The organism is Ruegeria sp. F12 (assembly GCF_056533885.1).
Map to the genome: position 1 here is coordinate 135,619 of NZ_JBQFOV010000011.1, position 14,629 is coordinate 150,247.

11 protein-coding genes are annotated in these 14,629 nt (G+C 61.5%); 3 read left to right on the top strand and 8 right to left on the bottom strand.

Annotated elements, in window-relative coordinates; translation table 11 throughout:
• Positions 1-9: 9 nt before the first annotated feature.
• The gene (locus tag ACR0CA_RS15255) at positions 10-714 is read left to right on the top strand and encodes a lysophospholipid acyltransferase family protein (RefSeq protein WP_170773862.1); all 705 of its coding nucleotides are present in this window, start codon (positions 10-12) and stop codon (positions 712-714) included.
• Here ACR0CA_RS15255 and ACR0CA_RS15260 read toward each other — a convergent pair.
• From ACR0CA_RS15260 to ACR0CA_RS15280, 5 genes are all read right to left on the bottom strand, one after another.
• Positions 711-956 carry a MoaD/ThiS family protein gene (locus ACR0CA_RS15260; RefSeq protein ID WP_170353360.1) on the bottom strand — a complete coding sequence of 82 codons (246 nt, stop codon included), beginning with the start codon at positions 954-956 and terminating at the stop codon, positions 711-713. The genes ACR0CA_RS15255 and ACR0CA_RS15260 overlap by 4 nt on opposite strands.
• A complete protein-coding gene (locus ACR0CA_RS15265) occupies positions 949-3,204 on the bottom strand; it encodes a xanthine dehydrogenase family protein molybdopterin-binding subunit (RefSeq protein ID WP_480900032.1) in 2,256 nt (751 codons plus the stop codon). Before ACR0CA_RS15265 ends, ACR0CA_RS15260 begins: the two co-directional genes overlap by 8 nt.
• Positions 3,204-3,683, bottom strand: coding sequence for a (2Fe-2S)-binding protein (locus ACR0CA_RS15270; RefSeq protein ID WP_170353362.1), 480 nt, complete (start codon positions 3,681-3,683; stop codon positions 3,204-3,206). The genes ACR0CA_RS15265 and ACR0CA_RS15270 overlap by 1 nt, the downstream gene beginning before the upstream one ends.
• On the bottom strand, positions 3,680-4,546 hold the full coding sequence (locus tag ACR0CA_RS15275) for an FAD binding domain-containing protein (RefSeq protein ID WP_480900034.1): 867 nt from the start codon (positions 4,544-4,546) through the stop codon (positions 3,680-3,682). Before ACR0CA_RS15275 ends, ACR0CA_RS15270 begins: the two co-directional genes overlap by 4 nt.
• Before the next feature lie 129 nt (positions 4,547-4,675).
• On the bottom strand, positions 4,676-7,888 hold the full coding sequence (locus ACR0CA_RS15280; protein WP_480900035.1) for a reductive dehalogenase: 3,213 nt from the start codon (positions 7,886-7,888) through the stop codon (positions 4,676-4,678).
• Between the two features lie 77 nt (positions 7,889-7,965).
• Here ACR0CA_RS15280 and ACR0CA_RS15285 point away from each other — a divergent pair, with 77 nt between their 5' ends.
• Positions 7,966-8,862 carry a LysR family transcriptional regulator gene (locus ACR0CA_RS15285; protein WP_480900036.1) on the top strand — a complete coding sequence of 299 codons (897 nt, stop codon included), beginning with the start codon at positions 7,966-7,968 and terminating at the stop codon, positions 8,860-8,862.
• Positions 8,863-8,872: 10 nt separating this feature from the next.
• Here the strand turns inward: ACR0CA_RS15285 and ACR0CA_RS15290 are convergent, their stop codons facing one another.
• From ACR0CA_RS15290 to ACR0CA_RS15300, 3 genes are read right to left on the bottom strand one after another with little or no spacing between them, the layout of a single operon-like run.
• Positions 8,873-10,144 (bottom strand): NAD(P)/FAD-dependent oxidoreductase, encoded by a 1,272-nt coding sequence (locus ACR0CA_RS15290; RefSeq protein ID WP_331252703.1) that lies wholly within the window; start codon positions 10,142-10,144, stop codon positions 8,873-8,875.
• Positions 10,145-10,183: 39 nt separating this feature from the next.
• Positions 10,184-11,218 (bottom strand): ACP S-malonyltransferase, encoded by a 1,035-nt coding sequence (locus tag ACR0CA_RS15295; RefSeq protein WP_170790723.1) that lies wholly within the window; start codon positions 11,216-11,218, stop codon positions 10,184-10,186.
• Positions 11,215-13,407, bottom strand: a complete 2,193-nt coding sequence (locus ACR0CA_RS15300; RefSeq protein WP_480900038.1) for a dehydrogenase E1 component subunit alpha/beta — start codon at positions 13,405-13,407, stop codon at positions 11,215-11,217. The genes ACR0CA_RS15295 and ACR0CA_RS15300 overlap by 4 nt, the downstream gene beginning before the upstream one ends.
• A 235-nt stretch (positions 13,408-13,642) precedes the next feature.
• On the opposite strand from ACR0CA_RS15300, the gene ACR0CA_RS15305 reads away from it, so the two are divergent.
• Positions 13,643-14,527, top strand: a complete 885-nt coding sequence (locus ACR0CA_RS15305; RefSeq protein WP_480900039.1) for a LysR family transcriptional regulator — start codon at positions 13,643-13,645, stop codon at positions 14,525-14,527.
• Positions 14,528-14,629: the final 102 nt, after the last annotated feature.

The window sequence follows — 14,629 nt, forward strand, 5'->3', positions numbered from 1 at the left end:
ACCCCGCTCGTGAGTATCCGCAAGAAGATCGCTGATAGTGAAGCCCTGTTGAACTGGGCTGCACGGCGCATTGCGTGGTATATCCGGCTGGTCAATCGCAACACCGAATGGCAGCGTATTGGCTATGAGGAACTGGACCAGTTGGCCGAGCAGGGCGAACCGGTCATTGTGGTGCTGTGGCACCAAAGGCTGGCGCAATCGCCCTATTTCTACCCGCTGGACAAGGGGCCCATCTGCTCCATCACCTCGTCTGCTCGAGCCGGCAGCATGGTTGGTCGCGTGCAAAAGCTGTTCGGCATGGACACGATCGCCATGACCAGCAAGAAATCGAACAACATTGCCGTATCGCGCGAAGTGATCGGCAAAATGAAGCAAGGCATTTCCATCGGCATCGCCGCAGACGGTCCACGCGGGCCGGAAAGGGTGTTGTCCACGGTGCCTTTAGTCTGGGCGAGGACCTCAGGCAAGCGGGTGTTCGGGATTACTTTTTCCGCGGAACATGGTCGCGAGGCAGGCACATGGGACCGGTTGCTGATGCCGCGCCCCTGGCGCAACAAGGGCGTGTTTCTGTGCCGAGAATGGACGGAAACCGTGCCGCGCAAAGCGTCTGACGAGCAGATAGAAGATCTGCGCCTCAGCCTTGAACAACATATGAATGACATCACGGCCGAGGCCGACCGCATGGTTGGCCGCGAGCCTTGGTCGCCGTCCTAACCGCCGCGCAGACGCTGCATTAGGTAAACTTCACTGCCTTCGGGGATCGGTTCCGTCAAACCGGTTGCGATGACGCGTCCGTCGATGGCGATGGACACGCCCGCCTCAATTGGGCCTTCCAGTTGCGGATGCGTCCTGACCAGTTCCCGTAGAAGATCGCCGGTGGTTTTGGCCTCGACCTCCACCACCTGCTGACCCCCGGTCAAAGACCGGAGGCCGGACCAGAGGTGGACCTCAACCATTGTCCTTGAGCGCCGCCAGAATGCGCGGCGGGGACATCGGCAGTTGCTTCATCCGCACGCCAGCTGCGTTGGACACAGCATTGGCGATGGCGGCCAAGGGCGGCACGATGCCCGTCTCACCCACGCCGCGCACACCGAAGGGGTGGCCGGGGTTGGGCACTTCGACGATCACCGTGTCGATCATGGGCAGGTCGCTGGCGACCGGAATGCGATAGTCAAGGAAGATCGAGTTCTGCAACCGTCCATCCTCGCAATAGATATATTCCTCATTCAGCGCCCAGCCGATACCTTGCGCGGCACCGCCCTGGAACTGGCCCTCGACATAGGTCGGATGGATCGCCTTACCAGCGTCCTGAATGACCGTATAGCGGGTGATCGTGGTCTTGCCGGTTTCCGGGTCGACCTCGGCGTCAACAATGTGGGTGCCAAAGGACACACCTGCGCCTTCGGGCGTCGCCTCAAAATGGCCCGAGATCGGACCCCCGGTGCGTCCCATTTTGGCAGTGATATCTGCCAGCGGCATCGGGTCAAAGTCGCCCGCGTTCGGGCCCGAAGGCACGGCGCAACCGTTTTCCCACTTCACGGCTTCAACCGGGATATCCCATTTGGCCGCTGCACGTTCGCACAGTTTTTCGACAGCATGGCGCGCCGCCTTGATCGTCGCCAGACCCGAAGCATAGGTCACCCGGCTACCGTGGCTGACGTCATTATACCCCAGCGTTGCGGTGTCTGCGACGGTGACACGGATGTTCTCATATGGAATGCCCAGCACCTCAGCCGCCATCAGTGCCATCGACGCGCGCGAGCCGCCAATGTCGGGCGTGCCCACCATCAACTGGGCTGATCCGTCTTCGGACAACGCCAAGGTTACCGAGGTTTCACCCCCGTGGTTGAACCAGAAACCGCAGGAGATGCCGCGTCCCTGCCCTGGCTTCAACGGCGCCGAATAATGCGGATGTGCCTTGGCGGCCTCAAGCGTTTCGACCAGACCGATGCGTTCATAGCGCGGGCCATAGCTGGCCTTGGTGCCCTCATGCGCGGCGTTCTTCAAACGCACCTCAATTGGGTCGAGGCCCAGCTTGTTGCACATCTCATCAATGACCGACTCGACCGCAAAAGCCCCCATCGGCGCGCCCGGCGCGCGATAAGCGGCTTGCTTGGGACGGTTGGCCATTACGTCATAGCCGATCTGTTTGACGTTGGTCAGATTATAGGCCGCAAAGGCACACATGGCGGTCATATCGCCCGGCGCACCCGGGAACGCACCGCCTTGCAGACGGAACTCGCCGCGTGCTGCGGTAATCGTGCCGTCATTCTTCATGCCAATCTTGATATCCATCGAGGCCGAGGCGGTTGGCCCTGTCGCCCGGAACACTTCGGATCGGGTCATGACCAGCTTGACCGGGCGGTTCGCCTTGCGGCTCAGCGCCAGCGCGACCGGTTCGATGAAGACCGTGGTCTTGCCGCCAAAACCGCCGCCAATCTCGGACGCAGTTACGCGCAGCTGCGAGGTCTCAATTCCCAGCAACGCCGCGCAGGTCTTTTGCGCGATCCAGTGGCCTTGGGTGGTGCACCACAGCTCACCTTTGCCGTCATTGCCCAGTAGGCCAAGACAGGCGTGCGGCTCGATATAGCCCTGATGGGTCGCCTCGGTGACAAAGCTGTCTTCGAGGACCAAATCTGCCTCGGCAAAGCCTGCGTCGACATCGCCGTGACCGCTTTCGTGATACCGCACAACGTTGGGGTGCATCCCTTCGGGCACGGAATAATCTGCCGCACCTTCGCGGATAACCGGCGCATCCGGGGCCATCGCTTTGTCTACGTCGGTCACATGAGGCAATACCTCGTACTCAACCTCAATCAGCTTCAGCGCATCCCGCGCGGCCAGTGCCGAGGTCGCCGCCACAGCAGCCACCGCATGACCATCATAGAGAGCTTTCTCACCCGCCATGACGTTTTCCAGCACGTTCCAGAATTCGCCAGCCAAACCCGGCTTGAACGGCACGTCGGCGAAATCAGCGCGTGTCACCACGGCTTTGACGTCTTTCAGCGCCTCAGCCTTCGATGTGTCGATTTTCACGATCCGCGCATGGGCGTGGGGTGAGCGCAGGATCGCGCCATGCAGCATGCCGGGCGCAGACATATCCGCGCCGAACTTGGCGCGGCCCGTCACCTTGTCCAACCCGTCAGGGCGGTTCGGACGGGTGCCGACAAAAGTGAAATCCGTTTTACGATCGTCCAGAGCCATTACGAAGCCTCCCGCAATTCTTCTGCCGTTTCCATGACGGCGCGAATGATCTTGTCATAGCCGGTGCAGCGGCAGAGGTTACCCGCCAGCCAATACCGGGTTTCTTCCTCGGTCGGGTTGGGGTTTTTCTCCAACAGCGATTTGGCCGCCACCAGAATGCCCGGCGTGCAGATGCCGCATTGCAGGGCTGCATGTTCGATGAATTTCTGCTGCAGCGGATGCAGCACGTCACCATCCGCGATACCTTCGACGGTTTCGATGGTCTTACCCTCGGCCTCAGCGCCCAGCATCAGGCAGGAACAGACCAGACGGCCATCAACCGTGACCGAGCACGCGCCGCAATCGCCAGTACCGCAACCCTCTTTCGCGCCGGTCAGGTTCAGCTTGTCGCGCAGACAATCTAGCAGGGTTTCGCGCGGGTCGCACAGAAAATCGACCTCATCGCCGTTCACGGTGGTCGTTACGTGGAGCTTGCTCATGCTTTCTCTCCCTTCGCGCGGGCATAGGCGATTTTCGCGGCGCGCTTGGCCAGAACGCCTGCGACCTCGGTGCGGAATTCGATCGTGCCGCGTTTGTCGTCGATTGGGTTACAGGCGGCCGATGCCGCAGCCGCCAGCGCGTCCAACGCAGCATCGTCCAGAGTGCTGCCGATGATGGCCTTGGCACAGTCTTCAACCAGCAGGACAGTCGGCGCGACCGCGCCCAGCGAGACGCGGGCCTCAGTCACGGTATCACCGTCCAGACGCAGGCTGACACCCACGCCAACAACGGCGATGTCCATCTCAGTGCGCGGGATGAACCGCAGATAGGCGTCGCCAGCGTTGTCTCCGCGTGCGGGGATTTTCACAGCCGAGATCACCTCACCCTTGGACAGCGAGGTCTTGCCGGGTCCGGTTGGGATTTCCTCGACAGCCACATCACGCGTTCCATCTGGGCCAGTGACAGAAACGGTCACACCAGCGGCAACCATCGCAGGCACCGAATCCGCCGCCGGAGAGCCATTGCACAGGTTTCCGGTCAGCGTTGCGCGACCCTGAACCTGGGTCGATCCGATCAGGTCCATCGCTTCGACCACGCCAGGCCAGTCGCTGCCCAGCTCAGGGTGCTCGCTCATCTCGGCACCTGTGGCAGCAACACCCAGTGTCCAACTGCCGTCCGCGTTGCGCGTTATATCGCTGACGCCGTCGATCTTTTTGATGTCGATCAGCGTATCGGGCGTGACCAGTTCCGAGCGCAACTGCACCAGAACGTCCGTGCCTCCGGCCAAAAAGCGGGTGACCCCCTTTGCGTTTGCAGCCAGAGCCGACGCCTCGGCAAAACTGGCGGGGCTGTGATAATCCATGAAAATACCTCGCACCTGTTGATCAGGATTCACTAGGGTTCGCTGGGGACGTTAGTGCAGCCGTGCCGTAACGTCCATGGCCAGAGCGACCAATTTTTGCGTTTCAGAATTTCGTTTCCCAACCTTGGCTCAGAGGTCGATCTCGATCACACCATCCGGCTGTGCCGCCCGGCTTTGACATAGGATGATAGCGCTCTCACGTTGTTTTTTGGACAAAACGAAATCGCGGTGTTCGACCTCACCCGAAATCACGCCGCATTTACAAACTCCACAGATGCCATCGGCGCATTTCACATCGACGTGAATGCCAGCCTCGTTCATCACCTGCGCGGCGTCTTTGTCGGCGGGTACAGTCAGATCGCGGCCCGATTTTGCCAGCCGTAGGGTGAAGGCGTGATTCTCATAGTCCGGCTGTTCCGGAACCGAGAAATACTCCAGATGCCGCGCCTCGTCGGGATATCCTTGACGCTCAGCTGCTTGCATAACTCCGTCCATAAAGCGATCAGGACCGCAGGTATAGACATGCCATCCATCCTGATACCCCTGCAGGATTACATCCAAATCGGCCCGTGTGCCTTCGTCCGAGAAATGATAGTGCACGTGATCCGCCCAAGGCATCGCTGCCAGATCCTTCAGATACCCGGCCCCGGCACGGGTACTGGCGGAATAGTGAAGCTCGAACGGTTTGCCCAAAGCATGCAGACGGTGGGCAAAAGCGATCATCGGAGTGATGCCGATCCCGCCGCCCATCAAGAAGGTCTTCGTTGCGCCCTCGTCCAGTTCGAAATGGTTGATGGGTTTCGAGATGAAAACTTTCCGCCCCTCGTTGAAAATGCGGTGCAGCAGGGCTGAGCCACCGCGTCCCTCATCCTCGCGCAACACACCAATCTGATAGGTGGCGCGGTCGGACGGATCGCCGGACATGGAGTATTGCCGCAGGAATTCCGGCGCGACCAGCACATCCAGATGCGCGCCCGCCGTCCATTCGGGCAAGGGTGAGCCGTCCAGCGTCGAGAATTCGTACTTGGTCACATCCGCAGTCATCTTGTCGACCTTGGTCAGTGCGACGCGCATAACCGGGGCATCGCCCGCGATGGTATAGCGGTGGATCACCGACAGATCGCCCGCCGCTTTGCGCGCCTTGTATTCCTCGGCCGTGACCATGGCCTGATAGGCTGCGATCCCAGCCTCGCGGTCCATGGCGAACGGATAGGGCCAGGGATGCGGGGCCAGATAGGCGGGGTAGACGGCCAGAGTCTGATCTTCGTATTTCAGGTCTAGGTCGGTTTGCAGATCGCGCCGGTTCAGCGGGTGGTCGGTCGGGCGATAGGCGCCGTCCGGTTGCAGCTCCAGATCCCACCACCATTTCTTGATGTCGTTCAGCCCGCCATTGCCCACGGCATCATCCAACCGCGCCAACGCGGGAGCGGCCTTGGGAATATTCATAGCGGCCCAGCGGAAGGGGCGTTCCTTGAAGATGCCCTCAAGGTTCCAAGGGCAGGTCTTCATACACCGCCCGCACATCGCCCCACCCGGCGTGGTCACCCGGTAGGTGGCGCATTTTTGGCTGTCAGACTTCCAGATCTCATAGCCGTTGAACATCAGCTTCGGCCCGGCCGTGATCGCACCCGAAGGGCATTCGCGGGCGCATTTGTTGCAGCTTTCGCAGAAGGTTTGCAGGCCGAAATCGATGGGCTTGTCATGCGCCATTGGCATATCGGTGGTAACTGCGCCGGATTTCAGGCGGGGCCCGAGGTAAGGGTTCAGGATCACCTCTCCGATGCGACTGACCTCGCCCAAACCGGATAGTAGCAGCAGCGGCGGCTGCAACACCTCGCCATCCATCACCGTATGCGCGCGGGCCTTATAGCCCAGATTGCGGATCTGTTGCGCGATCACTCCACCCAGTAACGAAAACCGCAGATAAGCGCGCATCGACTGCGCGACACTGATCCAGTCATCGCCGCTGGCGCCCTCCATCGTCTCATAACCCTGGTCGATGATCATGCTGATGGCCTGGTCGTGAGGCGGTGTGATCTCCTCGCCCGTTGCATCATGCGAGTACCAAGCCCAGTCCGGGCACCGGCTGAGACCCACCGCATCGACCCCCAGAAAATACGTTGCTGCCTTGATATTCGCGGCGTTGCGCGCGGCATCGGTCGGCCTAGCAGTGTCAGCGCTTTCCCCATCCTGCAACAGCACGAACGCGCCCAGCGCGCGGCGTTGTGCGGTACTGGGCGCGGCCTTGCGCACGTAATACCCGCCCTTGGCCCCGTCTTGCAGATGCTTACCCATATCCCCGAACTGTGCGCGGGCGAACATATCGGCGCGCTTGGGGACGCGGGCCACGTTTTCCTCATCAATATAGGTAGTGGGCGCATCAACCCGCCTGAGGTTCTCAAACGGGTGCGCCCCGTCCACATAGCGCCGATTGGCATAAGGATCGCGGTTCAGCGCGTTCTTGGCAAAGCCCGCGCCCAGGCACCACGCGGGGCCTTGAGTACGAAACCACGGCTGCTGCGTCATGGGTTGCAGAGGCTGATCGTGTGCGATCTCCATCTCGGTCGTGACCGCAGCCAGTCCGAACCGTTTACCCAGCCACGGCGCGACCAGCTCTCCGTCTTCGACCGAACACAGCCCCGCCGCGACGGCCAGCTTACCCAGATCAACCTCAGAGGACATGACCGTATGCGCCCGCGCATCAAAGCCCAGAACGCGCAGGTAGTTGGCCACGACCACCGCATTCTCGGTCGCCAGCAGACAGGCGCGGTGATCCTGCGCATCCATGATCCAATCCGCGCCGGTCTCGTTGGGGTCCGGGTCGCGGTTGTGTTCGTACAGAAAGACAATTGCATGGCGATGGGTGTCCATCGGGCGCGGCGTGGCCTCCATGCTTTCTTTGAGATCGGCCATGATCAGGTCGATCCCCGAAGCCAGCGTCTTGGTCTGCCGTGTCTTCAGCGCATGGGCCAGACGGTCAATATCGGGGTTGCGGCGGGGTTCGGTCAACAATGCCTCGCGCGGCAAAGAACCACACCCCATCATCGAGGCATCATTGAAATAGCCAAACGCTTTTAGATGGTTGGCGCGCTCGGTCACGTCAGCAGGCACCTCGGAGACCACAGGATTCACGAACCCATCGCGGATCGTGTCCAGCATCGCCTGAAACTCCCCCATCGCGTTGACGATGCTTTCCGGGCGCTTGGGGCGATGAAAGCTGAGCGACTGCATCGGCGGCACCGCCGACAGATCAGGCATTTCCGCTTGCCGTGCCAGCCGCTCTGACGGATAGCCGCCCATGTGAACGGGCCTGTTCTTGTCCGAGAAAAAGCGGATTGCCATCCTGTGCCTCCTGTTGAGTTCAGCTTTCCCTAATCCGCCATGGACCTCAAAACCATTCATGAATAATCATAGATGGTATGAGTAATATTGATTTTACCGATCTGGACGGCAAGGTCCTTCGTGTCTTCCTGACCATTCTCGAGGAAAGCTCGGTCTCGAAGGCGGCCGACCGGTTGGGCGTCACGCAATCGGCTATCAGCCATACGCTGGCTAAGCTGCGGCAGGTTCTGGGCGATCCGCTATTCGTGCGCTCGGGCCAGGGCCTGACCCCGACCGAGCGCGCCTTGGCGCTGAAAGACCCGGTTCAGCATGTTCTGGACGGGATGCGCGCCCTGACCGAAGACCGCCCCTTTGATCCGCAAGCCGAACAGATGCAGATCCAGATCGCCACCAACGATATGCCGCGCGAGTTGATCTTTCCCACTCTGCTTCGGGCCGCGCGATCTGAAGGCATTGGCCTGCATCTGGGGTTCATCCCATCGGGCGTGCCGGACCCGGACCTTCTGCGCAGCGACCGATGCCAGTTGATGTTGACACCGCTTCCACCCGACGGGCCGGACATTTTTCAAAAACGCATCCTCAGCAGCCCGCTGATGATCTTCTATGACGCCGCACAGCGCAAACCGCCGGACAGTTGGGACGTCTATTGCAGCACCGAACATGTCGAGGTGCGGTTCGCCGATGGTCGAAGCTCGCGCGCGGTGATGCGCGGCGTGGATCAAAACCAGATCAGACCGCCCACCGTCACCCTGCCCCATTTCAACGCCATCCCGTCCTTTGTGAAAGGCAGCGACCTGATCTCGACCGACACCGCCTTGATGAAACGCGGGCCGTTGGCGGCGCTGGATTGCGCGCCGTTGCCTTTCACGTGTGAGGAGGTCTCGATCTACATGGTCTGGCACCAGAGATCGGCGAATGACCCGGCCCATCGCTGGCTGCGCGGCCGGATCGAACGGATTGCCGCCGCACTATGAAGGGGGCGGTTTAGAACCGGGCTTTGATGAGATGCGTCAGCGCCGCACCGGTCTCAAAATATGCGCGCCGCAGCCCGGTCCAGCTTTCGCGGTATCCCTCAACTGGCGGAACGGGCAGGAGGGCGGGATCATCGCGTAGCAAACTGTCGGCCATCTGGCGACCAAAAACAGTCCCCGGCCCGATCCCACGCCCTGAAAACCCGTGCGCCGCCAGCGCATTCGGGCCGATCCGCGTGATTTTCGGAATGTGGTCCGAGGTCATTGCGATCCGCCCGTGCCAACCTTGCACCAACGGCTGGTCGGCCAGCTGCGGATAAAGCGCCGCTATCTTGCGTTTCGCCCACGCCTTATGGGCACTGCTTCCTGCATGACCAAGCTCCCCCATCGCGCCGATGATGAACCGCCCGTCCTGATCCAGCCGGAAAGACGTCATGATCAACCCGGTATCCCACGCCCCTTCGCCCCCGCGCAGGATACTGGCGCGCAGGTTGTCCGACAAAGGGGCCGTGGCAAACTGGAAGTAATAAACCGGCACATAGGCGGGCGCGGTATCCGGCATGCCCCGGTGATAGGCATTCGTGGCCTGTATCAACGCCATCGCCCGGACAGAGCCTTGGGCTGTTGTCAGGGTCCAGACATCGCCATCATGGGACAGAGAGAGAACCGGGCTTTCCGTAAAAACCTGCGCCCCCGCCTGAGTCGCGGCGCGGGCCAAGCCGCGCACATAGGCCAGAGGCTGAATCGTTCCCGCCCGCGGATCGAAAAGCGCCCCGTGAAATGCTGCGCTGCCGGTGCGTTGCCCGGCCTGATCGGTGCTCAACAGTTCCACCGGCGCGCCTGCCGCCTTGAGCTGCGCATGGCGGTTTTCCAAGTCCCTGAACCCCGCCCCCGAATGCGCGCAATGCAGGGTGCCGTTGCGGACAGGCTCGCAATCGATCCCGTGCAGCGCGATCAGGTCGAACACATCCCCCGGTGCAGCGCCCAAAAGGTCGATTAGGCGATTGCCCGGCTCAGCCCCGAGATGCGTCCGGATCTCGTTCGGTGGCAGCCATAGCCCCGCATTGGCAAAGCCCACATTGCGACCCGACCCACCATGCCCGATCTCATGCGCCTCCAGCAGCGCCACCGACGCCCCCGATTGTGCCGCCGTCAAAGCCGCCGAGCAACCGGTATACCCGCCACCGATCACGGCCAGATCGACCGTCAGATCGTCGGTCAGAGGGGTGCTGTCCACATGCTCGCGGCAGGTGTTCAGCCAGAGGGACTGGTCATGGTCGCTCACATCGGGCTCCTTGCGCATGCGCGGATCATCAGGGCTGCGTCAACCGGTTGCAAGCGAACGCTGATCTTCTCGCCCCATAGCGATCAGAAAGGGCTGTGCGTCCTGCTGCGCCTGAAATGCCGCTTTGTCGGACATGCCCTTCCAATCGGCCAGAACCAGCGACTGCGCCACCGCCCCACCCAGGGTTGCCCCTGGTCCGGTGACGATGAACAGATCGGGCGCAAACTCGCGCGCGGCAGTCTGGATGGCGCGGGTGAAATCATAGGTATCGGTGACTTGATGCCCTAGGGTGTAGTCCCACAGCGCTTGGGTGTCCGTCGCCCCTGGCCACCAGATTTTTCCACGCCCATCGATCAGAGGACGTTCGGGCGGGTCAAACATATCCGCAGACAAACGCGCCCGCCCTTCGGCGGCCACCGGCGCTTGTAGCGCAGTGTGAAACGCGGCGTGGTTTGCCAAGCGCATGGGAAAGCGATCCTGCACAGTTGGTTGCGCGTGTTCAAACGCGCTTAGGCCGGCCTCATTACCTGCCAGAACCAGCATACCGCCCAGATCGATCGACAATGCCAACTCGTGCCCGTCCAGAGCGTCAATCCGCACGACATCGGCCAACAGTTCAGCCTTGCGCTCGGCGTCGTTCGACCAATCCTCTCGGGCGAACGGATACACAAGCTGCCCGCCGATCAGGTGGTCCTGCATCAGCGGGCCCATGGTGTTCACCACGCGGAATCCGTTTTCTGGCGTGACCGCGCCGCCCGCCGCCAAAGCGATGTACCACCCCATCGAGTTTCCGGTGACGGCAACGACTTCGATATCAACCGCCAGCGACTGCGCATCGGCCAGCGAGGCTGCGTAAATCAAAGGCGACGCGATATCGCCACGAGAATACGTGCTGATCGTATACCGACCTGCACCATCCAAGGCCGTGACCCCTTCTTGCCCTGCCTCTGCGCGAATTGCGTCAAACTGGGCAAACAGCTGCATCCGGTCAGCATGATGGCGATGCAGATAGCCCAATTCGGGTTTGTTGTATGTCCCCCGACCGGGGCAGATCAGAACAGCGGTGCGGGTCATTGGCGACCTCCGGTCAGGTTTAATGCGGCGGCCACAATCCCGTCTTTCGACGGCAAGGGCGCAGCATAGGCGGGGCCGGTTGCTATGAAACTGTCGTCGGCGACAACACGGGCGATTGGAGTGGCCGGACTTTCTTCGGCGAAGAAAGTCATCAGCGCCTCGGACTGGCTGCCGGTGCGGCGGCATTCGTCGACGATCAAAACATGCGCGCATGTTTTGGTAGCCGCGCGCAGTGCATCCATCGGCATCGGGGCCAACCAGCGCATATCCACAATCCGCACCTTCAGCCCCGCCGCTTCCAACTCGGGCAGCGCCTGTTTCGACAGGTAATGCCCGTTGCCATAGGTCACGATGGCCAGATCTGTACCGTCGCCATGCACACCCACCTCACCTGGCGCAATCCGCCGATCCGGCGCGGGATAGTGGGTCATCCAGCCCCCATCCTGCGCCCCATGCAGGTCACGCATGGGATAGAGCGCAATGGGTTCCAAAAACACAACCACCCGTTGTTCCTTGCGCGCCAGGCGGACGCATTCGCGCAGCATCTGCGCAGCATCCTCGCCGGTCGAGGGGCAGGCAATGATCACCCCCGGAATATCGCGCAGCACGGCCAGCGAGTTGTCATTGTGGAAATGCCCGCCGAACCCTTTCTGATAGCCCAGCCCGGCGATCCGCACGACCATCGGGTTGGTGAATTGCCCGTTCGAGAAAAACGGCAGCGTTGCGGCCTCACCCCTGATCTGATCCTCGGCATTGTGCAGATAGGCGAGGAACTGAATTTCGGGGATCGGCACAAACCCGTTATGCCCCATGCCAATCGCGAGGCCCAAAATCGACTGCTCGTCCAGCAGCGTGTCTATCACCCGGTCAGGCCCGAACCTCTGTTGCAGTTTTTGCGTGACGCCATAGACGCCCCCCTTGCGACCTACATCTTCGCCCATGCAGACGATCTCGCCATGTTCCAGCATCAGATCAGTCAGCGCCCAGTTGATCAGGCGGCTCATGGGCTGAGGGTCATTCATCGCCCGCATATCGCCACCAAACGCCTCAGCGCGCGCCTCGGCACTAGGGCCATTGGTGGGTTTGCAGTCGCGTTTGGGCGGGATCAGGCTGGCCATCACCTCGGCGGCGCCGCCCAGATGCGGGCGCGTAGCGGCCTCGGCAGCGATGCGATCGGTGCGGGCGCAAGTATCCTGATATATCTCCAGCACCTGATCCGGCGACAGTGCCCCGGCCTGATCCAACAGGCGCACAGAATGCAGCAAAGGGTCATTGGCCTCATCCGCTTCGACCTCGGATTTAGGCATGTAGGTGGTGGGTACGTCAGCCCCTGCGTGGCCGTAGAGACGCACGGTCTTCAGGTGCAGGAATGCGGGTTTGCGGCGGGTGCGCACATAGTCGGCGGCCTCTTGCGCGACGGCATAGGTCTCGTAGATATCCAGCCCGTTGGCCTGAAAATATCGAATACCGGGGCGATGCTCCATCGACGCCTGTATCCAGCCCTTTGGCGTTTTGACCGAGATGCCGATTCCATTGTCCTCACACACAAACAACAAGGGCAGCGGCGTCGATTGCACGCTGGTCCAGCCCGCCGTGTTGATCGCCCCCTGCGCGGTAGAGTGATTGGCCGAGGCGTCGCCGAACGAGCACATGGCGATCCCGTCCTCGGGCAGTTCGCGATGCTCAGGTGCGTGACGCCGCGCCGCGCCCAGAGAATAAGCCGCGCCGACCGCCTTGGGCAGATGGCTGGCAATGGTCGAGGTCTGCGGTGGGATGGTCAGCGCTTTGGACCCCAGCACCTTGTGCCGTCCGCCCGAGGTGGGGTCTTCGGAAGAACAGGCAAAACTCAGCAGCATGTCCCAGGCGATCTGCTGACCCGGCACCTGCTCAGCGCGGGCGATTTGAAAGGCGGCGTCGCGATAGTGCAGAAACGCAATATCCGTTGGGCGCAGCGCATGGGCCACGGCCGCCATCCCCTCATGCCCGGATGAGCCGATCGTGTAGAACCCCTGCCCCGCCTTCTGCATGGCGCGGCTGGTGCGATCCAACGCGCGGCTCAGCACTTGCGAGCGGAACAGTGATACGGCATCGGCGTCGCTCAGACCGGACCGGGGCGCGTTGCCTTCGGGAAAATCGCGCGCGGCAACGCGTTTGAGGAAGTTCTCATGCACGATCTGAGCGCGATCCATCTGCGCCTCCGTCCTATTGTTGTCGGATCATGGGCGCTGCCGTGCCCTGTGATCCCCGTTGTGGCCTATGAACGGCCGGGTCTTCTGTTACAGCAATAATCGCGCCCACGATTGGCGGGCAAGACCTCTGCCGGATCATCGCCGCCGAAGACCGCGTTAAAACGCATCAATCTATCAGGCTGGTGCAATCGAAATGCCAGTGATAATCCATCCGAAAGGTATGAGGAATAATCATATGATCGCCCCCCGACGCTTCCTGCCCTCCATCCCGTCCCTGCTGGCGCTCGAGGCCGTGGACCGCCTTGGCAGCGCCTCTGCAGCGGCCGAGGAGCTGTCGCTGACACAAAGCGCAATCAGTCGCCAACTCAAAACAATGGAGGAACAACTGGGCGTCGATCTGATCCAGCGCAGCCAGATGCGCCTGCATCTAACCCCGGCAGCCAAGGAATATGTTCAGGTCGCACGCACCGTGCTGCATCAACTGGCGCAGGCGTCGGTCAAGCTGAAAGCAAACCCGAAGGGCGGGTCGCTGAACCTGTCGATCCTGCCCGCCTTCGGCATGCACTGGCTGGCCCCTCGCCTTCAGGATTTTGCACGCCGCCATCCCGAGGTAACGGTGAACCTCAACACACGGCTCCGACCCTTTGATTTCGAGGCCGAGCATTTCGACGCCGCCATCCATTTTGGACAACGGGATTGGAGGGGCGTCAATTACTTGCCCATCATGCGCGAAGATGTCGTACCAGTCTGCGCCCCGTCGATCCTGCCAGAGCGGGCGGATCGCATTGACTGGCTGCTCAGCGCGCCTTTGCTCCACCTCGAAACCCGCCCGGATGCGTGGGAGAGATGGTTTGCGTTTCAGGGCAAAGAGGTGTCTGGGCTTGGCGGAATGCTGTTCGACCAGTTTTCGACCATGGGGCAGGCAACCGTTCACGGGTTGGGTGTGGCTCTGCTGCCGAGTTACCTTGTGGAAGATGACATGCGCTCAGGGCGTCTTGTTCCCGCTTGGCACGGTCCGGGCGTCAGTCTGGGGGATTTCTACTTGGTCTGGCCCCAATCCAGGGCCGAATCCGAGCCGTTGAAATCCTTTGTTGAATGGCTACGCGGACAGGTCGGGTAACCCAAACCTTAAACCAGCACGCGTAACAACAGTAGCAAACTGCGCGGCCTTCGGCCTTGCGTCCTGCGGACGGCAGGGGGCCGGGCAGGCGCGGGCTCTGCC

Bases quoted from the DNA above. Each gene is read 5' to 3' on its own strand.
- ACR0CA_RS15260 (WP_170353360.1), bottom strand. From the start codon at position 956: ATGGTTGAGGTCCACCTCTGGTCCGGCCTCCGGTCTTTGACCGGGGGT.
- ACR0CA_RS15265 (WP_480900032.1), bottom strand. From the start codon at position 3,204: ATGGCTCTGGACGATCGTAAAACGGATTTCACTTTTGTCGGCACCCGT.
- ACR0CA_RS15270 (WP_170353362.1), bottom strand. From the start codon at position 3,683: ATGAGCAAGCTCCACGTAACGACCACCGTGAACGGCGATGAGGTCGAT.
- ACR0CA_RS15275 (WP_480900034.1), bottom strand. From the start codon at position 4,546: ATGGATTATCACAGCCCCGCCAGTTTTGCCGAGGCGTCGGCTCTGGCT.
- ACR0CA_RS15280 (WP_480900035.1), bottom strand. From the start codon at position 7,888: ATGGCAATCCGCTTTTTCTCGGACAAGAACAGGCCCGTTCACATGGGC.
- ACR0CA_RS15285 (WP_480900036.1), top strand. From the start codon at position 7,966: ATGAGTAATATTGATTTTACCGATCTGGACGGCAAGGTCCTTCGTGTC.
- ACR0CA_RS15295 (WP_170790723.1), bottom strand. From the start codon at position 11,218: ATGACCCGCACCGCTGTTCTGATCTGCCCCGGTCGGGGGACATACAAC.
- ACR0CA_RS15300 (WP_480900038.1), bottom strand. From the start codon at position 13,407: ATGGATCGCGCTCAGATCGTGCATGAGAACTTCCTCAAACGCGTTGCC.
- ACR0CA_RS15305 (WP_480900039.1), top strand. From the start codon at position 13,643: ATGATCGCCCCCCGACGCTTCCTGCCCTCCATCCCGTCCCTGCTGGCG.